General features: G+C 38.4%; 8 protein-coding genes, 2 tRNA genes, 1 rRNA gene and 2 riboswitches. Of the genes, 9 read left to right on the top strand and 2 right to left on the bottom strand.

From position 1 onward, the window contains the following. Positions 1–11 precede the first annotated feature (11 nt). From rrf to D1B32_RS24390, 5 genes are all read left to right on the top strand, one after another. Positions 12–127 (top strand): 5S ribosomal RNA (gene rrf, locus D1B32_RS23010). 38 nt (positions 128–165) lie between these two features. Beyond that, positions 166–240, top strand: a tRNA-Asn gene (locus D1B32_RS23005). A gap of 3 nt (positions 241–243) precedes the next feature. After that, a tRNA-Thr gene (locus D1B32_RS23000) sits at positions 244–316 on the top strand. Between the two features lie 115 nt (positions 317–431). After that, positions 432–2,456 carry a catalase gene (locus D1B32_RS22995; RefSeq protein ID WP_118890479.1) on the top strand — a complete coding sequence of 675 codons (2,025 nt, stop codon included), beginning with the start codon at positions 432–434 and terminating at the stop codon, positions 2,454–2,456. Positions 2,457–2,993: 537 nt separating this feature from the next. Continuing rightward, positions 2,994–5,066 (top strand): methyl-accepting chemotaxis protein, encoded by a 2,073-nt coding sequence (locus D1B32_RS24390; protein ID WP_240033883.1) that lies wholly within the window; start codon positions 2,994–2,996, stop codon positions 5,064–5,066. 166 nt (positions 5,067–5,232) lie between these two features. Here D1B32_RS24390 and D1B32_RS22985 read toward each other — a convergent pair whose 3' ends face one another. Continuing rightward, a complete protein-coding gene (locus D1B32_RS22985; protein ID WP_118890481.1) occupies positions 5,233–5,856 on the bottom strand; it encodes a TetR/AcrR family transcriptional regulator in 624 nt (207 codons plus the stop codon). A gap of 145 nt (positions 5,857–6,001) precedes the next feature. On the opposite strand from D1B32_RS22985, the gene D1B32_RS22980 reads away from it, so the two are divergent. The 4 genes from D1B32_RS22980 to D1B32_RS22965 all read left to right on the top strand — a co-directional run bounded on the left by D1B32_RS22980 (position 6,002) and on the right by D1B32_RS22965 (position 13,322). Beyond that, positions 6,002–8,242, top strand: coding sequence for an MMPL family transporter (locus D1B32_RS22980; RefSeq protein ID WP_240033882.1), 2,241 nt, complete (start codon positions 6,002–6,004; stop codon positions 8,240–8,242). A 322-nt stretch (positions 8,243–8,564) separates the two neighbouring features. Beyond that, on the top strand, positions 8,565–10,127 hold the full coding sequence (locus D1B32_RS22975; RefSeq protein ID WP_118890478.1) for a glutathione ABC transporter substrate-binding protein: 1,563 nt from the start codon (positions 8,565–8,567) through the stop codon (positions 10,125–10,127). Positions 10,128–10,203: 76 nt separating this feature from the next. Next, positions 10,204–10,311: riboswitch (SAM riboswitch) on the top strand. 114 nt (positions 10,312–10,425) lie between these two features. Beyond that, entirely contained in the window at positions 10,426–12,051 is a 1,626-nt protein-coding gene (locus tag D1B32_RS22970; RefSeq protein ID WP_118890477.1) for a sodium:solute symporter family protein, read from the top strand. A gap of 455 nt (positions 12,052–12,506) precedes the next feature. After that, positions 12,507–13,322 carry a flagellin N-terminal helical domain-containing protein gene (locus tag D1B32_RS22965; RefSeq protein WP_095312951.1) on the top strand — a complete coding sequence of 272 codons (816 nt, stop codon included), beginning with the start codon at positions 12,507–12,509 and terminating at the stop codon, positions 13,320–13,322. Between the two features lie 519 nt (positions 13,323–13,841). Here the strand turns inward: D1B32_RS22965 and D1B32_RS22960 are convergent. Beyond that, positions 13,842–16,337 (bottom strand): YheC/YheD family protein, encoded by a 2,496-nt coding sequence (locus D1B32_RS22960; RefSeq protein ID WP_095312953.1) that lies wholly within the window; start codon positions 16,335–16,337, stop codon positions 13,842–13,844. Between the two features lie 333 nt (positions 16,338–16,670). Then, positions 16,671–16,771: riboswitch (purine riboswitch) on the top strand. The last annotated feature ends 186 nt before the right edge of the window (positions 16,772–16,957 follow it).

The following is a 16,957-nucleotide window of genomic DNA, read 5'->3' as shown; positions in this document are numbered from 1 at the left end:
TTATAAAGTTGTCTGGTAGCAATAGCGAAGAGGCTACACCTGTTCCCATGCCGAACACAGAAGTTAAGCTCTTCAGCGCCGATGGTAGTTGGGGCTTTGCCCCTGCAAGAGTAGGACGCCGCCAGGCTGCTTTTTTCGTATTCTGGATTTTTTACATAAGATTATTCCACAGTAGCTCAGTGGTAGAGCAATCGGCTGTTAACCGATCGGTCGTAGGTTCGAATCCTACCTGTGGAGCCAATTGCTTCCATAGCTCAGCAGGTAGAGCACTTCCATGGTAAGGAAGGGGTCGTCGGTTCAAATCCGGCTGGAAGCTTATATGTAAAACGCTTGTCTCATTCGAGATGAAGCGTTTTTTTTGAATAAAAATTTAAATAGTATCCGTTTACTTTAAATCACAAAGGGAAGAGAACCAGTAAAGGAGGAGAATTATGAGCAAAGAAAACAGTGACGAAAAGAATAAACAGCTCGATCAGTTTCGGGTGAAAGATGAAGGCGAAGCACTGACAACCAATCAGGGGCTGAAAATGGCAGAAGATGAGTTCTCATTGAAAGCTGGAGAGCGTGGTCCTACATTATTAGAGGATTTTCATTTTCGTGAAAAAATGACTCACTTTGACCACGAGCGGATTCCTGAACGTGTTGTTCATGCAAGAGGGTTTGCAGCACATGGTGAATTTGAAGTCTATGAATCATTAGCTCCCTATACAAAGGCTAAATTCTTAAATGAACCTGGAAAGAAAACTCCTGTATTTGTCCGTTTTTCTACAGTCGCAGGTTCCCGCGGATCTGGAGATTTAGCACGTGATGTTCGTGGGTTTGCGACAAAATTTTATACAGAAGAAGGGAATTATGACCTGGTTGGAAATAATATGCCTGTATTCTTTATTCAGGATGGTATTAAATTTCCAGATTTTATTCATGCTGTGAAACCAGAACCACATAACGAAATTCCACAGGCCCAATCTGCGCACGACACATTTTGGGATTTTGTGGCGAATAATCAGGAAACTGCGCATATGGTTATGTGGCATATGTCGGATCGTGCTATCCCAAGAAGCTTCCGGATGATGGAAGGGTTTGGAGTACATACTTATCGCTTAGTAAATGAAAAAGGACAAGCCTTCTTTGTGAAGTTCCACTGGAAACCAGTGCTTGGCGTACATTCTGTTGTGTGGGATGAAGCACAAAAGCTTAGTGGTAAAGATCCGGACTTCCACCGTCGTGATTTATATGAAGCAATTGAAAATGGCGATTATCCTGTCTATGAGCTTGGTTTGCAAATTATTAATGAAGAAGATGAATTTAAATTCGATTTTGACATTCTTGATGCTACGAAACTTTGGCCAGAAGAGGATGTGCCAGTCCGACTTGTCGGAAGAATGACACTGAATCAAAATGTCGATAATTACTTTGCTGAAACGGAGCAGGTAGCTTTCCATCCCGGACATGTGGTCCCTGGAATCGACTTTAGTAATGATCCGCTCTTACAAACGAGGCTATTCTCATACACAGATACACAGCTGATTCGTTTAGGCGGACCGAACTTCCATGAACTTCCGATTAATAAATCGGTTCCCGAGGTACATAACAACCAGCGTGATGGTTATGGACGCCAGGCAATCAATACAAGTTATGTGAGTTACCATAAGAATTCTCTTGCTGAAAATACACCAAGACCGGTCAGTGAAGGTGAAGGAGGATACAGCCATTACCAGGAAAAAGTGGAAGGCCGCAAAGTCCGTGCACGCAGCGAAAGCTTTAAAGATCATTTTACTCAAGCCATTTTATTCTGGAACAGTATGAGTGATGTGGAGAAACAGCATATCGTTAATGCATTTAGTTTTGAGCTTGGAAAATGTAAAGAAGTATCTGTCCGCGAGCAGGTTTTAGAAATGTTCTCGAATGTCAGCCATGAGCTGGTATCTGCAATTGCAGAAAATATCGGCTTATCTGTTCCAGGGAAAAAGGAAATAACGTATACAAAATCTTCACCAGCCCTAAGCCAGGAGAACACCACGAAGAAAACAGATACACGCAAGGTAGCTGTCATTGCAGCAGACGATTACCCAGAAGGTTTGTCTGAAATGATGGATGAATTAAAGGAAGCTGGTATAAACGCCGAGGTTGTAAGTGACCATCAGGGTACCATTAAAGGTAGTGACAATACAGTACTTCCAGTTGCCCACACATTGATGACCGCAGACTCTGTTTTATTCGATGCCGTCCTGTTAGCGAGCGAAAATGGCAAAACGCCATTATTCAGTTTTGAAGCACCTTATTTTGTCAAGGAAGCCCTTCTGCATTACAAACCAATCGGTGCCATAAAAGCAGGAGCATCTATCCTGGAAGACCTGCAAATTTCTGGACAGAGTGGTGTTGTTATTGATGACAGTCAGCAATTTATAGAAGCAGTACGTAAAGCTAGATTTTGGAATCGCGACGGTAAAAATTAATATATACTATACGGATGGATAGGAACGTCAACGCCCCAAATATGATATTAAAATCGTATATGGGGCGTTTTATGTCTGCTAGCTGCCTCCCTCATCTTTATCTATCAAATAACGCTTTCCTTCCTACTCTTCATTGTTAATCCATTCAATGAAGAGAAAAAATTGCATTACCCTCTAGAAAATAGGACTGCATATGAAAATAATTAGCGAAAATAAATTGACAATATAAAAAACTAGTACTTAAGTACCTAATAAAGTAAACTAATGGTATAATTGGATTAGCTATTCTTTAATGGGAAACTAATGTATTGATACATAAATTAACCATTTAATATGCTGATATGGTAGGAAACAATTGAATATCTAAAAAAACTTTGTTTCTAGTTAGTGAATATTATGTGAGAAGCAGAGTTTCTTTTATGTTGCAAATCAATAAAGGCTTTTTGATGTTTAATCTAAATTATGTGAACCACATAAACTATTACCGGATCATATCACAACGAGTAGCATCAAAATACAAGAAAGAAGGAATTTATGGTGGCGGCAAAAGAAAAGAAAAAGAAGTCGGTACGATTTAATTGGATTCGCAAAAGTATATCAACAAAAGTAGCTGCAGCACTTTTTATAGCTATATTTATTGTGTTTTCTGCAACAGGATTCTTTATACATATGTATACAAAGGCATTATTAGTTGAAAATGTTGAAACTGACTTATCAACTAAAAGTGATGCAATCGCTGCACAGGTTAATAGCATGTTTAAAGAAGAAGCGACCATTGTGCGGCAAATGGTAACGAATCAAGAGTTTGGCAAGTTCTTAAATACAACTGACTCTCGAGATGAAGTTTTAGAAAATGATTATTATGATGGTGTATTACAGTCGCTTGATGAGATTGTTGAAACAGATGATTCAATCGCAATGGCATGGGTTGCAAGTAATAAATCAAACTTTTTAATTGGAAGCAATAATGTTTTATCTGACCCTAGCTTTGACATAACGAGTAGACCTTGGTATGAGGCAGCTATAGCGGAAGAGGATGTTTATTTTACCGAACCATACATGGATGAAGTATTTGGAAAAATTATTTTGAGTGCAATGAAGCCAATTAAAGTGAATGGGGATACAGTCGGTATTGTTGCAATTGATATCTTTCTAGACCAGTTACCAGAGCTTATGCAATCTTATAAAATGGGTGAGAGCGGGTATTCTTTCTTAATCTCCAGTGATGGAACGGTTTTATATCATCCAGATGAAACATTAATCCTTGAAGAACAGCTGCAGTCTATGTCTGGTGAACTAGGGAATATAGGTAATAAAATGATTGCAGGCGAAACAGGTCTTCAATTAGCGCAAATAGGTGACAGTTTAGAATATATTGGGTATTCACCAGTTCATACAACCGGCTGGTCCATTGGCACAGCGTTACCAGAAGATGAAGCTTTAAGTGAACTTGGGACGTTTACGATAATGATGGTCTTGTTTTTTAGCATTGCCTGTTTAATTCTTGTTGTAGTAGTGGTTGTTTTATTAAAACGTATGTTAAAAGATCTTCCTCAAATTATGAAAGTGATGAAGGATTTAGAATTAGGTAATTTAAGGGAAACAAATTTGCAAGCTAAATCGGATGATGAAATAGGTCAATTGGTAAGCTCTACAAATACGATGAATGAAACACTACGAGAACTCGTAATGAAAATCAAAAATGTATCCGAGACGGTTACCAGTAAAAGTGAAGAATTAACGCAGTCAGCAAATGATGTGAAGATAGGATCTGAACAAGTGGCGACTACGATGCAGGAATTAGCGTTTGGCTCAGAGTCACAAGCAAATACAACAAGTGACCTTTCTTCCTTAATGGCTACATTCAGATCAGATACCGATCAAGCATATACGAACAGCAATCAGGTATATGAATCTTCTAATCAAGTATTGAGCCATACAAATGAAGGCAGAAACTTAATGGAAAAATCGACAGAACAAATGGAAACAATTGATAGCATTATTTATGATTCTGTACAGAAAGTAGAAAACTTAGATTCACAATCTCAGAAAATCTCTGATTTAGTATCTGTTATTAAAGATATCGCTGATCAAACGAATTTATTAGCTTTAAATGCTGCGATTGAGGCAGCTCGAGCTGGAGAAAGTGGAAAGGGATTTGCAGTTGTTGCCGATGAGGTTAGAAAGCTTGCAGAACAGGTTGGGTCATCGGTAAGTGGCATCACAGATATTGTTGGAAATATTCAAAGCGAAACAAGTCAGGTAACGAAGTCTTTACGAGATGGATATAAAGAAGTTCAACAAGGAACAAGTCAATTAAAAGTAACAAGAGATACGTTCCAAACAATAAGTACTTCAGTCACGCAAATGGTAAATGATATTAAAACAATTTCTGATAAACTATCTACCATTTCTGATACCAGTGACAATATGAATACTTCCATTCAGGAGATTGCAGCAATCTCGGAGGAATCTGCAGCGGGTGTTGAACAAACCTCTGCATCTTCACAGCAGATTAGCAGTTCAATGGAAGAAGTTGCACTAAGTTCAGACGAGCTCGCTAAATTAGCGGAAGAATTAAATGAATTGATACAGCATTTTAGGAGTTAAAAAGATTATAAGATGAGCCCAAATAAATGGCTTTATACGAAAACAACGCTGTCTTTCATAGAGTAGCGTTGTTTTTTTGTAATTTAAAAATTGCTATCAATTTGTTGTATAGGTGAATAGCAATTTCCTATATTTGCGGCTTGTTATCCCACCCTCAATGACACAGCTAGCTTTGGTTTGCCAATCCATCCCAATAAAAGTCTACAATCTGCGTTACTAAATCATCCAGTGATCGGAATGAATTTTTAAAATTAGTATCCATATTGTTTCCGGTTGTTACCAAAGATACAAATAGAAGCGCTCCTAAGCGTGGGTTGCTTCTGGAGATTTCTCCATTATCCATTGCCTTTTTTAATGCATGCTCTAATTCTTCATACATTTTTTCTTCTGCTTGCTGCATCAATTGCAGTTGCTCCTGTGAAAGAGATGTCTTTGCTTCCTTCATAAATGAATGGATATCAATATCCACAGTCGCTTGTAAATGGCCTTTGGCAAACTGAAACAGCTGCTTTTTCAATGGCTCATTGGTTGAGAGAATCGCCACAATTCTTTCATGAATTCGATTCATTAACTGGACCATTGCATCCGTAAAAAGGTCTGCCTTTGTTTTGTAATAGTAATACACCGTTGCTTTTGTGACATCACATTGTTGGGCAACATCGTCCATGGATACTAACGGATATCCCTTTTCCAAAAACATTTCTGTAGCGATGTGTAGGATAGTATCTTTTGTTGAGATTCCATCCTGTTCTTTACGAGGTCTCCCTAATGTTCGATGTTTGCGTTGCATCATGAATTCCACTCCAAATTATTTAAACTAGACTTATTATACCATAATTTGAAAAAAACTTGATTAATTAACCTACTAGTATATATAATTACAAGATACATGGTTAAGTGCATTGATAAAATTTGCGCTAGAAAGGATGAGATTTGTGAAAGGTCTATTGAAAAATTGGGGAGGTATTGTTGCGAATACCAAAACCCGTTGGGCGACCTTGTTTATTTGGGTTTTATTGATTGGAATATTTTCATATATTTGGCCACAAGTTAATGATCGAGAGACGTCGGATACACAATTATTACCAGAAGATATGATGTCTGTCGAAGCAGGTAAAATTACGAACGAAGAATTCTCTAATGATGCTGGTACACCATTGCTTTTAGTGTGGCATCGTGATGGAGGGTTAAATAATTCGGATTATGAGATGATTCAATCTCTTTATCAGAATCTAAATGATGAGCCGGTTAATCATCAAACATTTATTCCACCATTTCAGGATGCTCCTGTTGAAGCTTTAAGAGGAAGTGCTTCTGAAGATGGAAAAGCACTGACAACACCGGTATTTTTTGATGACACTGCAGCAACAAAGGAATTACAAGCGGCACTCGACCAACTAGAAGTTAAAATAAATGATGCATTTGGCAGTGAGGTGCTGAAAAGTGATATAGACGAGTCTGGCTTACATGTGCGTTTTTCTGGACCTATTGGAATTCAGACTGATACCGTTTCCTTGTTCAGCAATGCAGACTTTACCTTGTTAATTGCAACTGTATTGATTGTATTTATTTTACTTATTTTATTGTATCGCTCACCAATTTTGGCACTTGTCCCGCTTGTTGCGGTTGGGATCGCCTATGGAATTATTAGTCCACTGCTTGGATTTTTTGCGGATCAGGGCTGGATTGTTGTGGATGGGCAAGCGATATCGATTATGACGGTTCTTTTGTTTGGAGCCGGAACAGATTATTGCTTATTTTTAATTTCACGGTACAGAGATGAGCTGCGAATTGAAAAAGATAAACATGTTGCATTAAAACGTGCGATTAGCGGTACTGGCGGGGCCATCATGATGAGTTCCCTTACTACTGTTTTAGGATTGCTTTCACTCGGGCTAGCCTATTACGAATCCTATGATCGTTTTGCTGTACCTTTTAGCTTATCGATATTTATTATGGGACTCGCAGCATTAACCGTGCTTCCTGCGATTCTGGCCTTACTTGGCCGCTTTGCTTTTATCCCATTTATCCCACGACCTGAAGAAATGATTCAGGAAATTGAGAAGAAAAAAGGGAAAAAGCTGCGTCGTCCGAAACCAAGTCATCGATTTGGGAAGAAGATTGGAAAAGTGGTTACAGAAAAACCATGGACCATTATTCTTGTTAGTATAGTTATTCTTGGTGGCCTGGCTGCTTTCGTACCAAAAATGCAATATACCTATGCTTTATTAGATTCTTTCCCAGAGGATATGCCATCACGAGAAGGATTTACATTAATTGCAGACCATTATCCTCCAGGTGAAATTGCTCCTGTCAGTGTGATCGTCGATACAAATGGAGCGGATGTCTCGTTACAGAACGAATTGGCAGAGCATCCTTACGTTGAGATTGTTGATGACCCTGTGGAAGGATCGGAAAATAAGGATATCCAGGAATGGAAAGTGACACTTTCGATTGACCCGTACTCCACGGAAGCGGTAGAAAGCGTTCCAGAGCTCCAGGCTATTGCAACGAGTGCACTAAGCGATGCTGGTGTAGCCAATGCAGATGACTATGTATGGCTTGGCGGTGAAACGGCGACATTATACGATACAGATCAGGTAACCAATCGAGATCAGGGGTTAATTATACCTGCCCTTCTGCTCATTATAGCGGTATTACTTATCGTTTTCCTAAGGTCCATTGTGGCAATGGTCTATTTATTGTCAACCGTTATCATTTCTTATTTATCTGCGCTTGGTTTAGGGTGGATTGTGCTCCATCATATATTTGGAGTTACAGAAATTCAAGGATTAATTCCGCTCTATGTATTCGTCTTTTCGGTTGCCCTAGGTATTGACTACAACATATTCCTTGTTTCTAGTCTATGGAGCAATCGAAAGGAAATGCCGCTCAAACAGGCTATTTCTAAAAGTGTTGCAGAAACGGGAAGTGTAATTAGTTCAGCAGGGCTTATTCTAGCTGGTACGTTTTCGGTTCTAGCTGTAATGCCTTTGCAGGTGCTTGTTCATTTCGGTACGATTACTGCGATCGGAATCTTGCTGGATACTTTTATCGTCAGACCATTGCTTGTTCCAGCAATTACAACAGTGCTTGGGCGTTTTGCTTTCTGGCCAGGTAAGCTTTGGAAGCTTCGGGATGATGAGAGTTTGAAAGAACGTGTGAGTGAAGAATGATTTTTGGGTTCGGCTGCTGGCAGAGGTGTCAGCAGCTTTTTATATACTATTACTTTCAAGTGCGAAATTCCAAAATGCCTTATTTGTTGCTATTCAGGCTAATTAATTTGTCATAAAGAACGTGGAGTGGTATGATATTATATGCTTAATTCGCAGTTAATTAATAGGAATTATAGAGTTAAGGGGGATTGTTTTAAAAGAAAAATTGAAATTTATAATATGGTGGGGAGTATGTGAATAAATTAGGATTGATGAAGTTGTGTAAATAGTAGAATAAGATCTACCTTATACTCAAAATATCAACACGTGGAGTGTGGTTAAATTGAAAAAAGCATTATTATTTATTTTACTTATATCGGGTTTATTGGTTATTTCTGCATGTGCTGGTGACGTAGCAGATGAATCAGAGAATGCAGAGGAACAAAAGGATCTGACAGTTGGATTAGCTGCAGAGCCAGTATCGCTGGATCCGCACGCTGCAAATGATGGTAACTCCTTATATGTGATGAATGCCATCTATGATACGTTGGTTGAACAAAACACAGATTTGGAGATTCAACCAGCTTTAGCTGAGAGCCTTGAACAAATTGAAGGTACTGTCTGGGAAGCAAAGCTTAGAGAAGATGTTACGTTCCATGATGACAGTGCATTTAACGCGGAAGTAGTAAAAGCGAACATGGATCGCGTTCTTGATCCTGATATGGGCTCACCGCTCGCCTTTTTATTCGATATGATTGATTCCGTGGAAGTAGTAGACGAATATACGGTACAGATTCATACAAAATATCCTTTTTCAGCATTGCCATCTCATTTGGCACATCCGGGCGGGCATATGATCAGTCTTGAGGCGATTGAAAAGGATAATGAAGCAATAGCTAATGGTGGAGAACCGTTTGCAACAGTTAATGAGAACCCAATCGGTACAGGATATTTCAAATATGATGACCGAACAAGTGGAGAACAAATAAAAGTTGTAAAAAATGAAGACTATTGGGGAGATAAGGCCGGTGTAAATTCGGTAACCTTTAAATTTGTCCCAGAGGATTTAACACGAATTGCAGAGCTGCAAACGGGTGATTCGGATATCATTTATCCAGTAAATACAAGCAATATTGACGAAGTGGATACGAATGAAGGTACACACGTTAAACAATCGGATAGCGCAAGTATGTCTTATCTTGGCTTCAATGTAGAAAAAGAACCATTTACAGATCCTAGGGTAAGACAGGCGATTGCAAAAGCAATTAATAAAGAAGAAATTATCGAAGGGGTACTAAATGGTGTAGCTTTACCAGCAAAAGGACCGCTCGCGCCTACCGTGTTTGGGTATGATGAGGATGTAGAGCCTATCGATTATAACATTGAGGAAGCAAAGGAACTATTAAAGGAAGCGGGCTATGAGGATGGTTTCAGTGCGACAATCATGGCCTACGATACAAATACATCGGATATCGCGCAGGTTATCCAAGCAGAGCTAAAAGAAATTGGTATCACTATTGACATTGAGATGACCGAAGTAGGAACTTATTTAGAAGTGACTGGTAATGGCGGTGTTGATATGTTTATCGGAAGCTGGGGGACTGTAACCCTAGATGCGGATTATGGGCTGTACCCAATGTTCCATTCAGCAAATGCTGGAAATCCAGGAAACAGGTCTTTTTATGCGAATGATGAGGTAGATGAGTTGCTGGAGGAGGCAAGACAAGAGGGAGCGGAAGAAGAAAGACTGCAACTATATAGTGAAGCACAACAAATAATTGTAGATGAAGCTCCAATCGTTCCACTTTACCATTCTGTATTGCTAGCTGGTTTAAGGGATGAAGTGAGTGGATTTTATCAGTATCCAAGTAGTTTCCCATTTTTGCGTGATGTAACGATTGATTGACAGATAAATTGAATTTTAAAATAACATTGACTTTTTCATCGTGAAGGTGTAATTTTAATACAATTGAATATTGAACTTCTTATCAAGAGAGGTGGAGGGATATGGCCCTTTGATACCTCGGCAGCGGGCTCAATTTATTGAGTACTGTGCCAATTCCATCAGACACTGGTCTGAAAGATAAGAAGAGGTGCCCTGAATTTATCTACCCTCTTCTTATGGAAGGGGGTTTTTGCTTTGTCTTTGTAATTGAATATTCGTTTGGAATAAGGTGATGTAAATATTAAGGGAGTGACTAGTTGTGACAGAATATGGTGTATGGACAATTATACTGGCATTAGGATATACATTTGCGCTCATATCGGCAGGGCAAATTGCCAAAAGACGTGTGACAAAGAAAGATAGTTATTTTGTTGGAAATCGGAATTTCAATAAATGGATTGTTGCGTTTTGTATAACTGGATTATTCTCGGGATCCACATTTATCTCTATTTTGGAGTTATCTTATTTAACCGGTATCTCCGCAATCTGGTATGGGGTAGCGGAAATGGTTCAAATATTTATTATTGCTTTGTTGATTATCCGTTCTTTCCGGAAAAAGATGCTTGTAACGGTTTCTGGTTTGATAGGAGATAAGTATGGTAGAACGGCAAAAGGCTTATCAGGAGCAATTACTGCATTTGCCTTTCCCATGTGGTCCGTTGCCACGGCAATCGCATTTGCTTCTGCATTTCATGTGTTTACAGGTATTTCATTGAGTTTATCCGTTGCGTTTACTGCTATTTTACTTTTTATCTATTTACAAGCTGGTGGCATGTGGTCCATTGCCTTTACACAAACGATGAATATGTTTGCATTCGGATTAATGATCGTAATTGGAGTTGTTGCCTTTTTCATCAATCCCGGAATATCAGGTTTAGCTGCATTGAACATGGAGCGTCCAGAAATGTTTAACTTTGGAAGTGTCGGACTGCAAGTAATTGTCGTCTGGTTTGGAACGTTCCTCGTTAACGTCATTCTGGCTCAGGCTGCTTTCCAAATGGCATTATCCTCCCGCTCGCCAGAAGAGGGTCAAAAAGGACTTGTCATGGCTGGATTCATGGCGATTCCATTTATAGTCGGTGGCGTTATCTTCGGAATATCAGCTGCCACCGTTGTGCCGAATGCATCCACTGGACTTATCGCGATTCCCCAGTACTTGATGGAAGTCTTGCCTGCCCCATTAGTAGGTTTGTTTTTCCTTGGTGTATGGGGTTGTGCACTCGGATGGGGAGGACCTTGTCAGTTCTCAGGTGCCACAAGTCTCGGACGTGATGTGGGAAGTGCGATTAATCCAAATGCCACAGGGGACCAGCTTATTAAATATACGAAAATCTCGCTGCTGCTTTTAACCGGCCTGATGATTGCGTTTGGCTTATTGCGAACAGAGCAATCGGCATGGTGGAATGTATTTGCTTGGACGATACGAAACAGTGCCACGTTTGCACCGGTAGTAGCCGCATTATTCTGGCCGGTGGTAACGAAGCGAGCTGTAGTTGCTTCCTTGTTCACTGGATTTACTAGTGGACTGTTATGGTATTACCTGGGCGGCTGGCATCCACAGGAATTTTATCTAAACATACACCCGGTTTGGATTGGAAGCTCGGTTAATATCCTGACAATTACGTTGGTGACGTTGGCTAATAGAAGAACGAGTTTAAGATTGCGAAAAACAGATCGCTTTGGTTACTTGGGATTAATTGGAGGAGTAATTTTTACACTGGTTAATATTTTATACTTTGAACAGGCGTATAATAGTGGATTGTTTGGGTTGTTTATGTTTGTAGCTATATTGAGTTACTTTATAGCAGCAATTCGGTTTGTGAGGTTAGATGAGCGGGGAGCGATAGTTGTAGAAGAACAGGAATACATTGCGTCCAACAGTTAAGAACATAACACCATAAATTTCTAAATAGATAGAAAGTTTATCTCCCGGTTAATAGGGGTATAGATGATTTATCGCAATGAAAAGTAATGAGTAAAAGTGTTAATAGGGAATGGAGGTAGAATAAGTATGGATTTAATTATCACTGCTTTCGTTGCCTTGATTGGTGTCTTTGTATTAACCATTAGGGCGTTTACAGCAGTTTATAAAAATAGATTGAAGGATTCTAATTAGGAGAGAGATTTCTATTAAATAATGCATAAGGGCATCCTTCTTTAGGAGGAGGTCCTTTTATGGGTGAACAAGTAGTACTATGGTCTATTTATGTTTAATCTACCGACATAATAAAAAGTTTAATAAAATTGCTAAAACATTCCTAAACCATGCCGATATAAATAATGAAGCGAGACACAAGGATGTGACTTGCTAAAAATTAAAAACATGGAGGTAGATTGATCATGATTATCAATCACAATATTTCTGCTCTTAACGCACATCGTCAATTAGGAGCAAACCAAGGTGCAACACAAAATTCATTGGAGAAACTTTCTTCAGGTCTTCGTATCAACAAAGCTGGAGATGACGCTGCAGGACTAGCAATCTCTGAAAAAATGCGTGGACAAATTCGTGGATTGGAAATGGCTTCTAAGAACGCTCAAGACGGTATTTCTTTAATCCAAACTGCTGAAGGTGCTTTGAATGAAACTCATTCAATTTTACAACGTATGCGTGAATTAGCTGTACAAAGTGCGAACGACACAAATACAGATGCTGACCGTGGTGAGTTACAAAAAGAACTAGACGAGTTAATTAAAGAAGTTGATCGTATCTCAACTGACACTGAATTCAACACTCAAAAGTTACTTGATGGATCAGTTGAAGGTGGATTTACATTCCATATTGGTGCAAATAGTGAACAAAGTATTACACTTGAAATCGAAGCAATGGGATCTGAGTCGTTAGAAGTTAATGGATTGGAAATTAATAGTCAAGAATCTGCTGACGAAGCAATTGAAACTATTCAAGCAGCCATTGACAAAGTATCTGCTGAAAGATCTAAGCTTGGTGCAAACCAAAACCGCCTAGATCATACAATTAACAACTTAGGTACATCAGCAGAAAACCTAACTGCTGCAGAATCACGTATTCGTGACGTTGATATGGCGAAAGAAATGATGGAGTTCACTAAGAACAATATCCTTTCACAAGCGGCACAATCAATGTTAGCTCAATCCCAGCAAATGCCTCAAGGAGTGTTACAACTCTTACAGTAATTTGATGGGAAGGGCGTCTAATCTGGTAACGGGTTAGAAGATAACTGGGTGAATTGCTGGAACTTCCTAAAGTGTTTTGTACCACAACGTAGCTGGAAACGGCAGACGTGAAGGTTTGAAAAACAAAGCAATGAAACAATGGATAATCAGCAGCCAAGCGCCTGTGGTGAAAACCTGGCGAAGGTTCAACGACTAGAATGCACTGCCTAACAGTTAAACTTAAGGCAATGAGATTCGTAGGGTGGATCATTTCCATTCGAAGTGCCCAGCCCCTTAAGAATAAGGGTGAAGATATAGTCTATTCTATGATCGAAAGACATAGCGGCAAAGCAAGCCAACCAACAACCACAAGGTGTTTTACAATTACTTCAATAAGAAAAATAGTTAAAGGAACTCTAGTTATACTAGGGTTCCTTTTGAATTAGTTAAAGTTATTAAAAATTTTGTTGAACCTCATATCAAGCAAGCTAAAAGCTGCCAAGTGCTTTCTTGACAGCTTACAACTTATAACCACAACCCTTATATCTTAACAAAGCTATCATTGCTCTTAGTCAAAAGGCCTAGATAACTAGCATATGAAATAACATTTTCTGCGTATGTTGCAGTATCATAGATCGTGTTAGGGCTATTTGGGTTTACCTCTATTAGGCTTAGATGCTGATTATTATCTATTCCTAACTCGATAGTTACTTCAGTTACTACGTTACCATAAATTTTTTGAAGACTAACACCAACTGTTTTAGCTAATTCTTTAATCTTACTTTCCAGCTCGGTCGCTTCTTTTTCTCCATAATTATCCCGAAGAAATTCAGTAAGTTCTTCCGTAAGGTTTTTCGAAGTATTGTCAGCAGGATTGGCTTTCAAGTCTGCAAAAAGGCTAATAAATTTCCATTTATCTACTTTATCTTGTATTAGTTGCATAGAAAAGGAAGTTGGTTGTCCATTTTTATTCAGAGATCTAGCATCTTTCTGAACGATAAAGTTGTCTTCTTTTATCAATTCTTTTAACTTGTTTAGTAACGGAAACTCACTATATTCTGTTACCGATGTCCCTTTTGTAACAAAATATTTACCATTTGATAGCTTTTCAATGTACTGAGTTCCTGAAATATTTCCACTTTCTAACTTTAAAATAACTTTACCGTACTTCTCAATAAAGCTGAAGATATCTCGTGTTTTTGAAACTTTTTGATAGGGTGCAAGAATATCGTTAATTTCTTCACTAGCCTGGAGCTTCTTATATATTCCAGATTTTTTATATTTCCTGCCCGTCCATTTATTGGTAAATGCAATATCTTCTAGTTCTTCATAAATCCATTGAGCATCTTCATCACCTCGAAGCTGTAAACGATCAATTATGGCATCAGGATATTCAACAATTTTGGGTATCCATTTGTTATCTTCGTAAAAATGCCCTTTTATAAGCATTTCGTCGTAATCAACATCTTTCGGTGTAAAAGTATAAAGATGAATATTTTTCCTTTCAGCTGTCTCTGCTAGAGTAGTGGCAAGTGAATCGTTAACAATTTTACCTTGAAGTACGCCTACTGTGGTACGGTTATCTAATTCTGCTAAGGCAATGTTTGCTGTCCTAGCTTGAAACATTCCACTCCAAGACTTTCTTAAACTTTCAGTATAGAAAATCCCGTTCTTTGCAATATATTTTGCATATGCAATCGTGTTTACTGCTCTTTTTTCTTCATGGTATGCTGTTTGAGGACCATTGTTAGCCTCATGCATCCAATACCTACCATTTTCATCAATGGCAAGATCAATTCCCAGCTCATCAAGAGCAAGCCCGTAAAGTTTATCTAAGTGAAGGGCAATTTCTATGGAAAGTCGTAAAATATCAGATTCGTATTTTTCCGCTTTTCCCCCGTATTCTCTTACAAGGAAATCATGGAAATTATCAACTCTGCCATCAGTAGCAACGTTACTCAGGTTACTTTTTCTATTACCGAGCCGTGGATAAATATGGGTTAATCCCCATTTACCTTCCCCGTTTTTTTGTACATGTGCCCGGAAATGGTAAGGTTCATCCTCTTTTGTACGCGTATGAATATATCGCTGAACGATAAAACTTCCTTTTTCCTCTAAAATAACTGTTTGAAGCCACTCTTCAAAAGCTTCCTGACTTAATATTCGTTCATTCTTATGTTCCTGTACTGCATAGCGTGTTCCTTTTTTGGTAACAAAATAGATGTTTTCCCCTCGGTTACTTTGAAGATATTTGAATACGACTTTGTTATTATCCTTTAGAAATTCATGAATTTCTACTTCATTACGACATAAGCGAAATGGAACGAGTAATTCAACATATTTTTTATATTTGGCCATTCGCATTGGTAATGAAAGTTTATTACCGACATGAAAGCTAGTAAATGGGATGACTCTGCGAAGTTTTCTCTCAATGTGCGAACGTTTCCCTGCACCAACATTGTTGATAACGTCTGGGAAATGTGTAGTAATGCGTTCCCATTTCCCATCTGTATAAACATCTGCTGTAATTACTTCTTTTTCAAAATTAACATCTGTTGAAGTGAAGAAAAGAAGCTGGGTGTTCTGCCTTTCACTTTCTTGGACTAATGCATTTACTCGTGCTTCAGGATAAAGGGCTCGAGGGTTATGAAAGGAAGCAAATACGCCAATCTTATATTTTTTACTTTTTTGATCATCCATACTTTTTGAGATATCTTTAGTAATTCTGTTTAGAAGTGGCAGATAGGAGAATTGTAGAATCTCACTTATCTTGATAAAGTTACCCTTTTCTAGTAGTTGTGCAATATCAAGCAAGTGTTTCTCTGCTTTATTTTTTCGAATGTGCCACTCTTCTATTTTTGATACTGCGTCAATCCTTGATAATGCTTGAAATCCATCGACAATAGAACTGAAAATAAAAATGCTTTGATTTAATTCCTTTTCTTTAATGAGCTTATGAAAATGGTCTGATGCTTCACTTAACGTTTGAAATATATTATAAACTTGTTGAAGTTGTTTGTCTGTTGGTTTTGACATATATGACACTCCTAATTTTAAACTTGATATCTGTATGTGGATATATAACTATTATCGGTAGATGAGTTCATTGATTGAAGGTAAAAGACGTAAAACATAATATGTAAATTGTTATTACGGTATATAGGATTTGTAAAACTAATTATTGGGGAATAATCGTTTGATAAATTGAATCCACCGTTTAACCGTTTAGCTTTACTCAAAGATTAATGTAATAATTGTGCCTTATAAAACATAAACTTTGACACATCAATCGAGGAAACTGAAAAAGACTATTACTCCCATTCCCCCTTGACCCACCACCCGCCAACCTGCTATCATTTCCCTATTATCTAAAAACAAATAGCTACATCTTGTATAAGTCCAGGAATATGGCTTGGACGTTTCTACCAGCTACCATAAATAGCTTGTCTACAAGGGATGGGAATGTATTTTTCTATACCTTTTACTGTTACTTTGGCATGCTGGAATGAAGCCAAGGTTTTTTTTATATGACGAATTGTAATATTAAGTGCAACACCTAAAAAATGTGGTTAAAATAAAACAACCCATAACAGCTTCGTGTAAAATGTAAGTAACCACACCAACACATACACGGAGGTCTGTTATGAGCTACCAAC

Origin of the sequence: Oceanobacillus profundus (assembly GCF_003515705.1) — a bacterium.
In the GTDB taxonomy this organism is placed as follows: domain Bacteria; phylum Bacillota; class Bacilli; order Bacillales; family Amphibacillaceae; genus Oceanobacillus; species Oceanobacillus profundus.
This window is presented reverse-complemented; position numbering and strand designations above follow the sequence as displayed.

Excerpts from the sequence above, each read along its gene's own strand:
- D1B32_RS22965 (WP_095312951.1), top strand. The coding sequence starts at position 12,507 with ATGATTATCAATCACAATATTTCTGCTCTTAACGCACATCGTCAATTA.
- D1B32_RS22985 (WP_118890481.1), bottom strand. The coding sequence starts at position 5,856 with ATGCAACGCAAACATCGAACATTAGGGAGACCTCGTAAAGAACAGGAT.
- D1B32_RS22995 (WP_118890479.1), top strand. The coding sequence starts at position 432 with ATGAGCAAAGAAAACAGTGACGAAAAGAATAAACAGCTCGATCAGTTT.
- D1B32_RS22960 (WP_095312953.1), bottom strand. The coding sequence starts at position 16,337 with ATGTCAAAACCAACAGACAAACAACTTCAACAAGTTTATAATATATTT.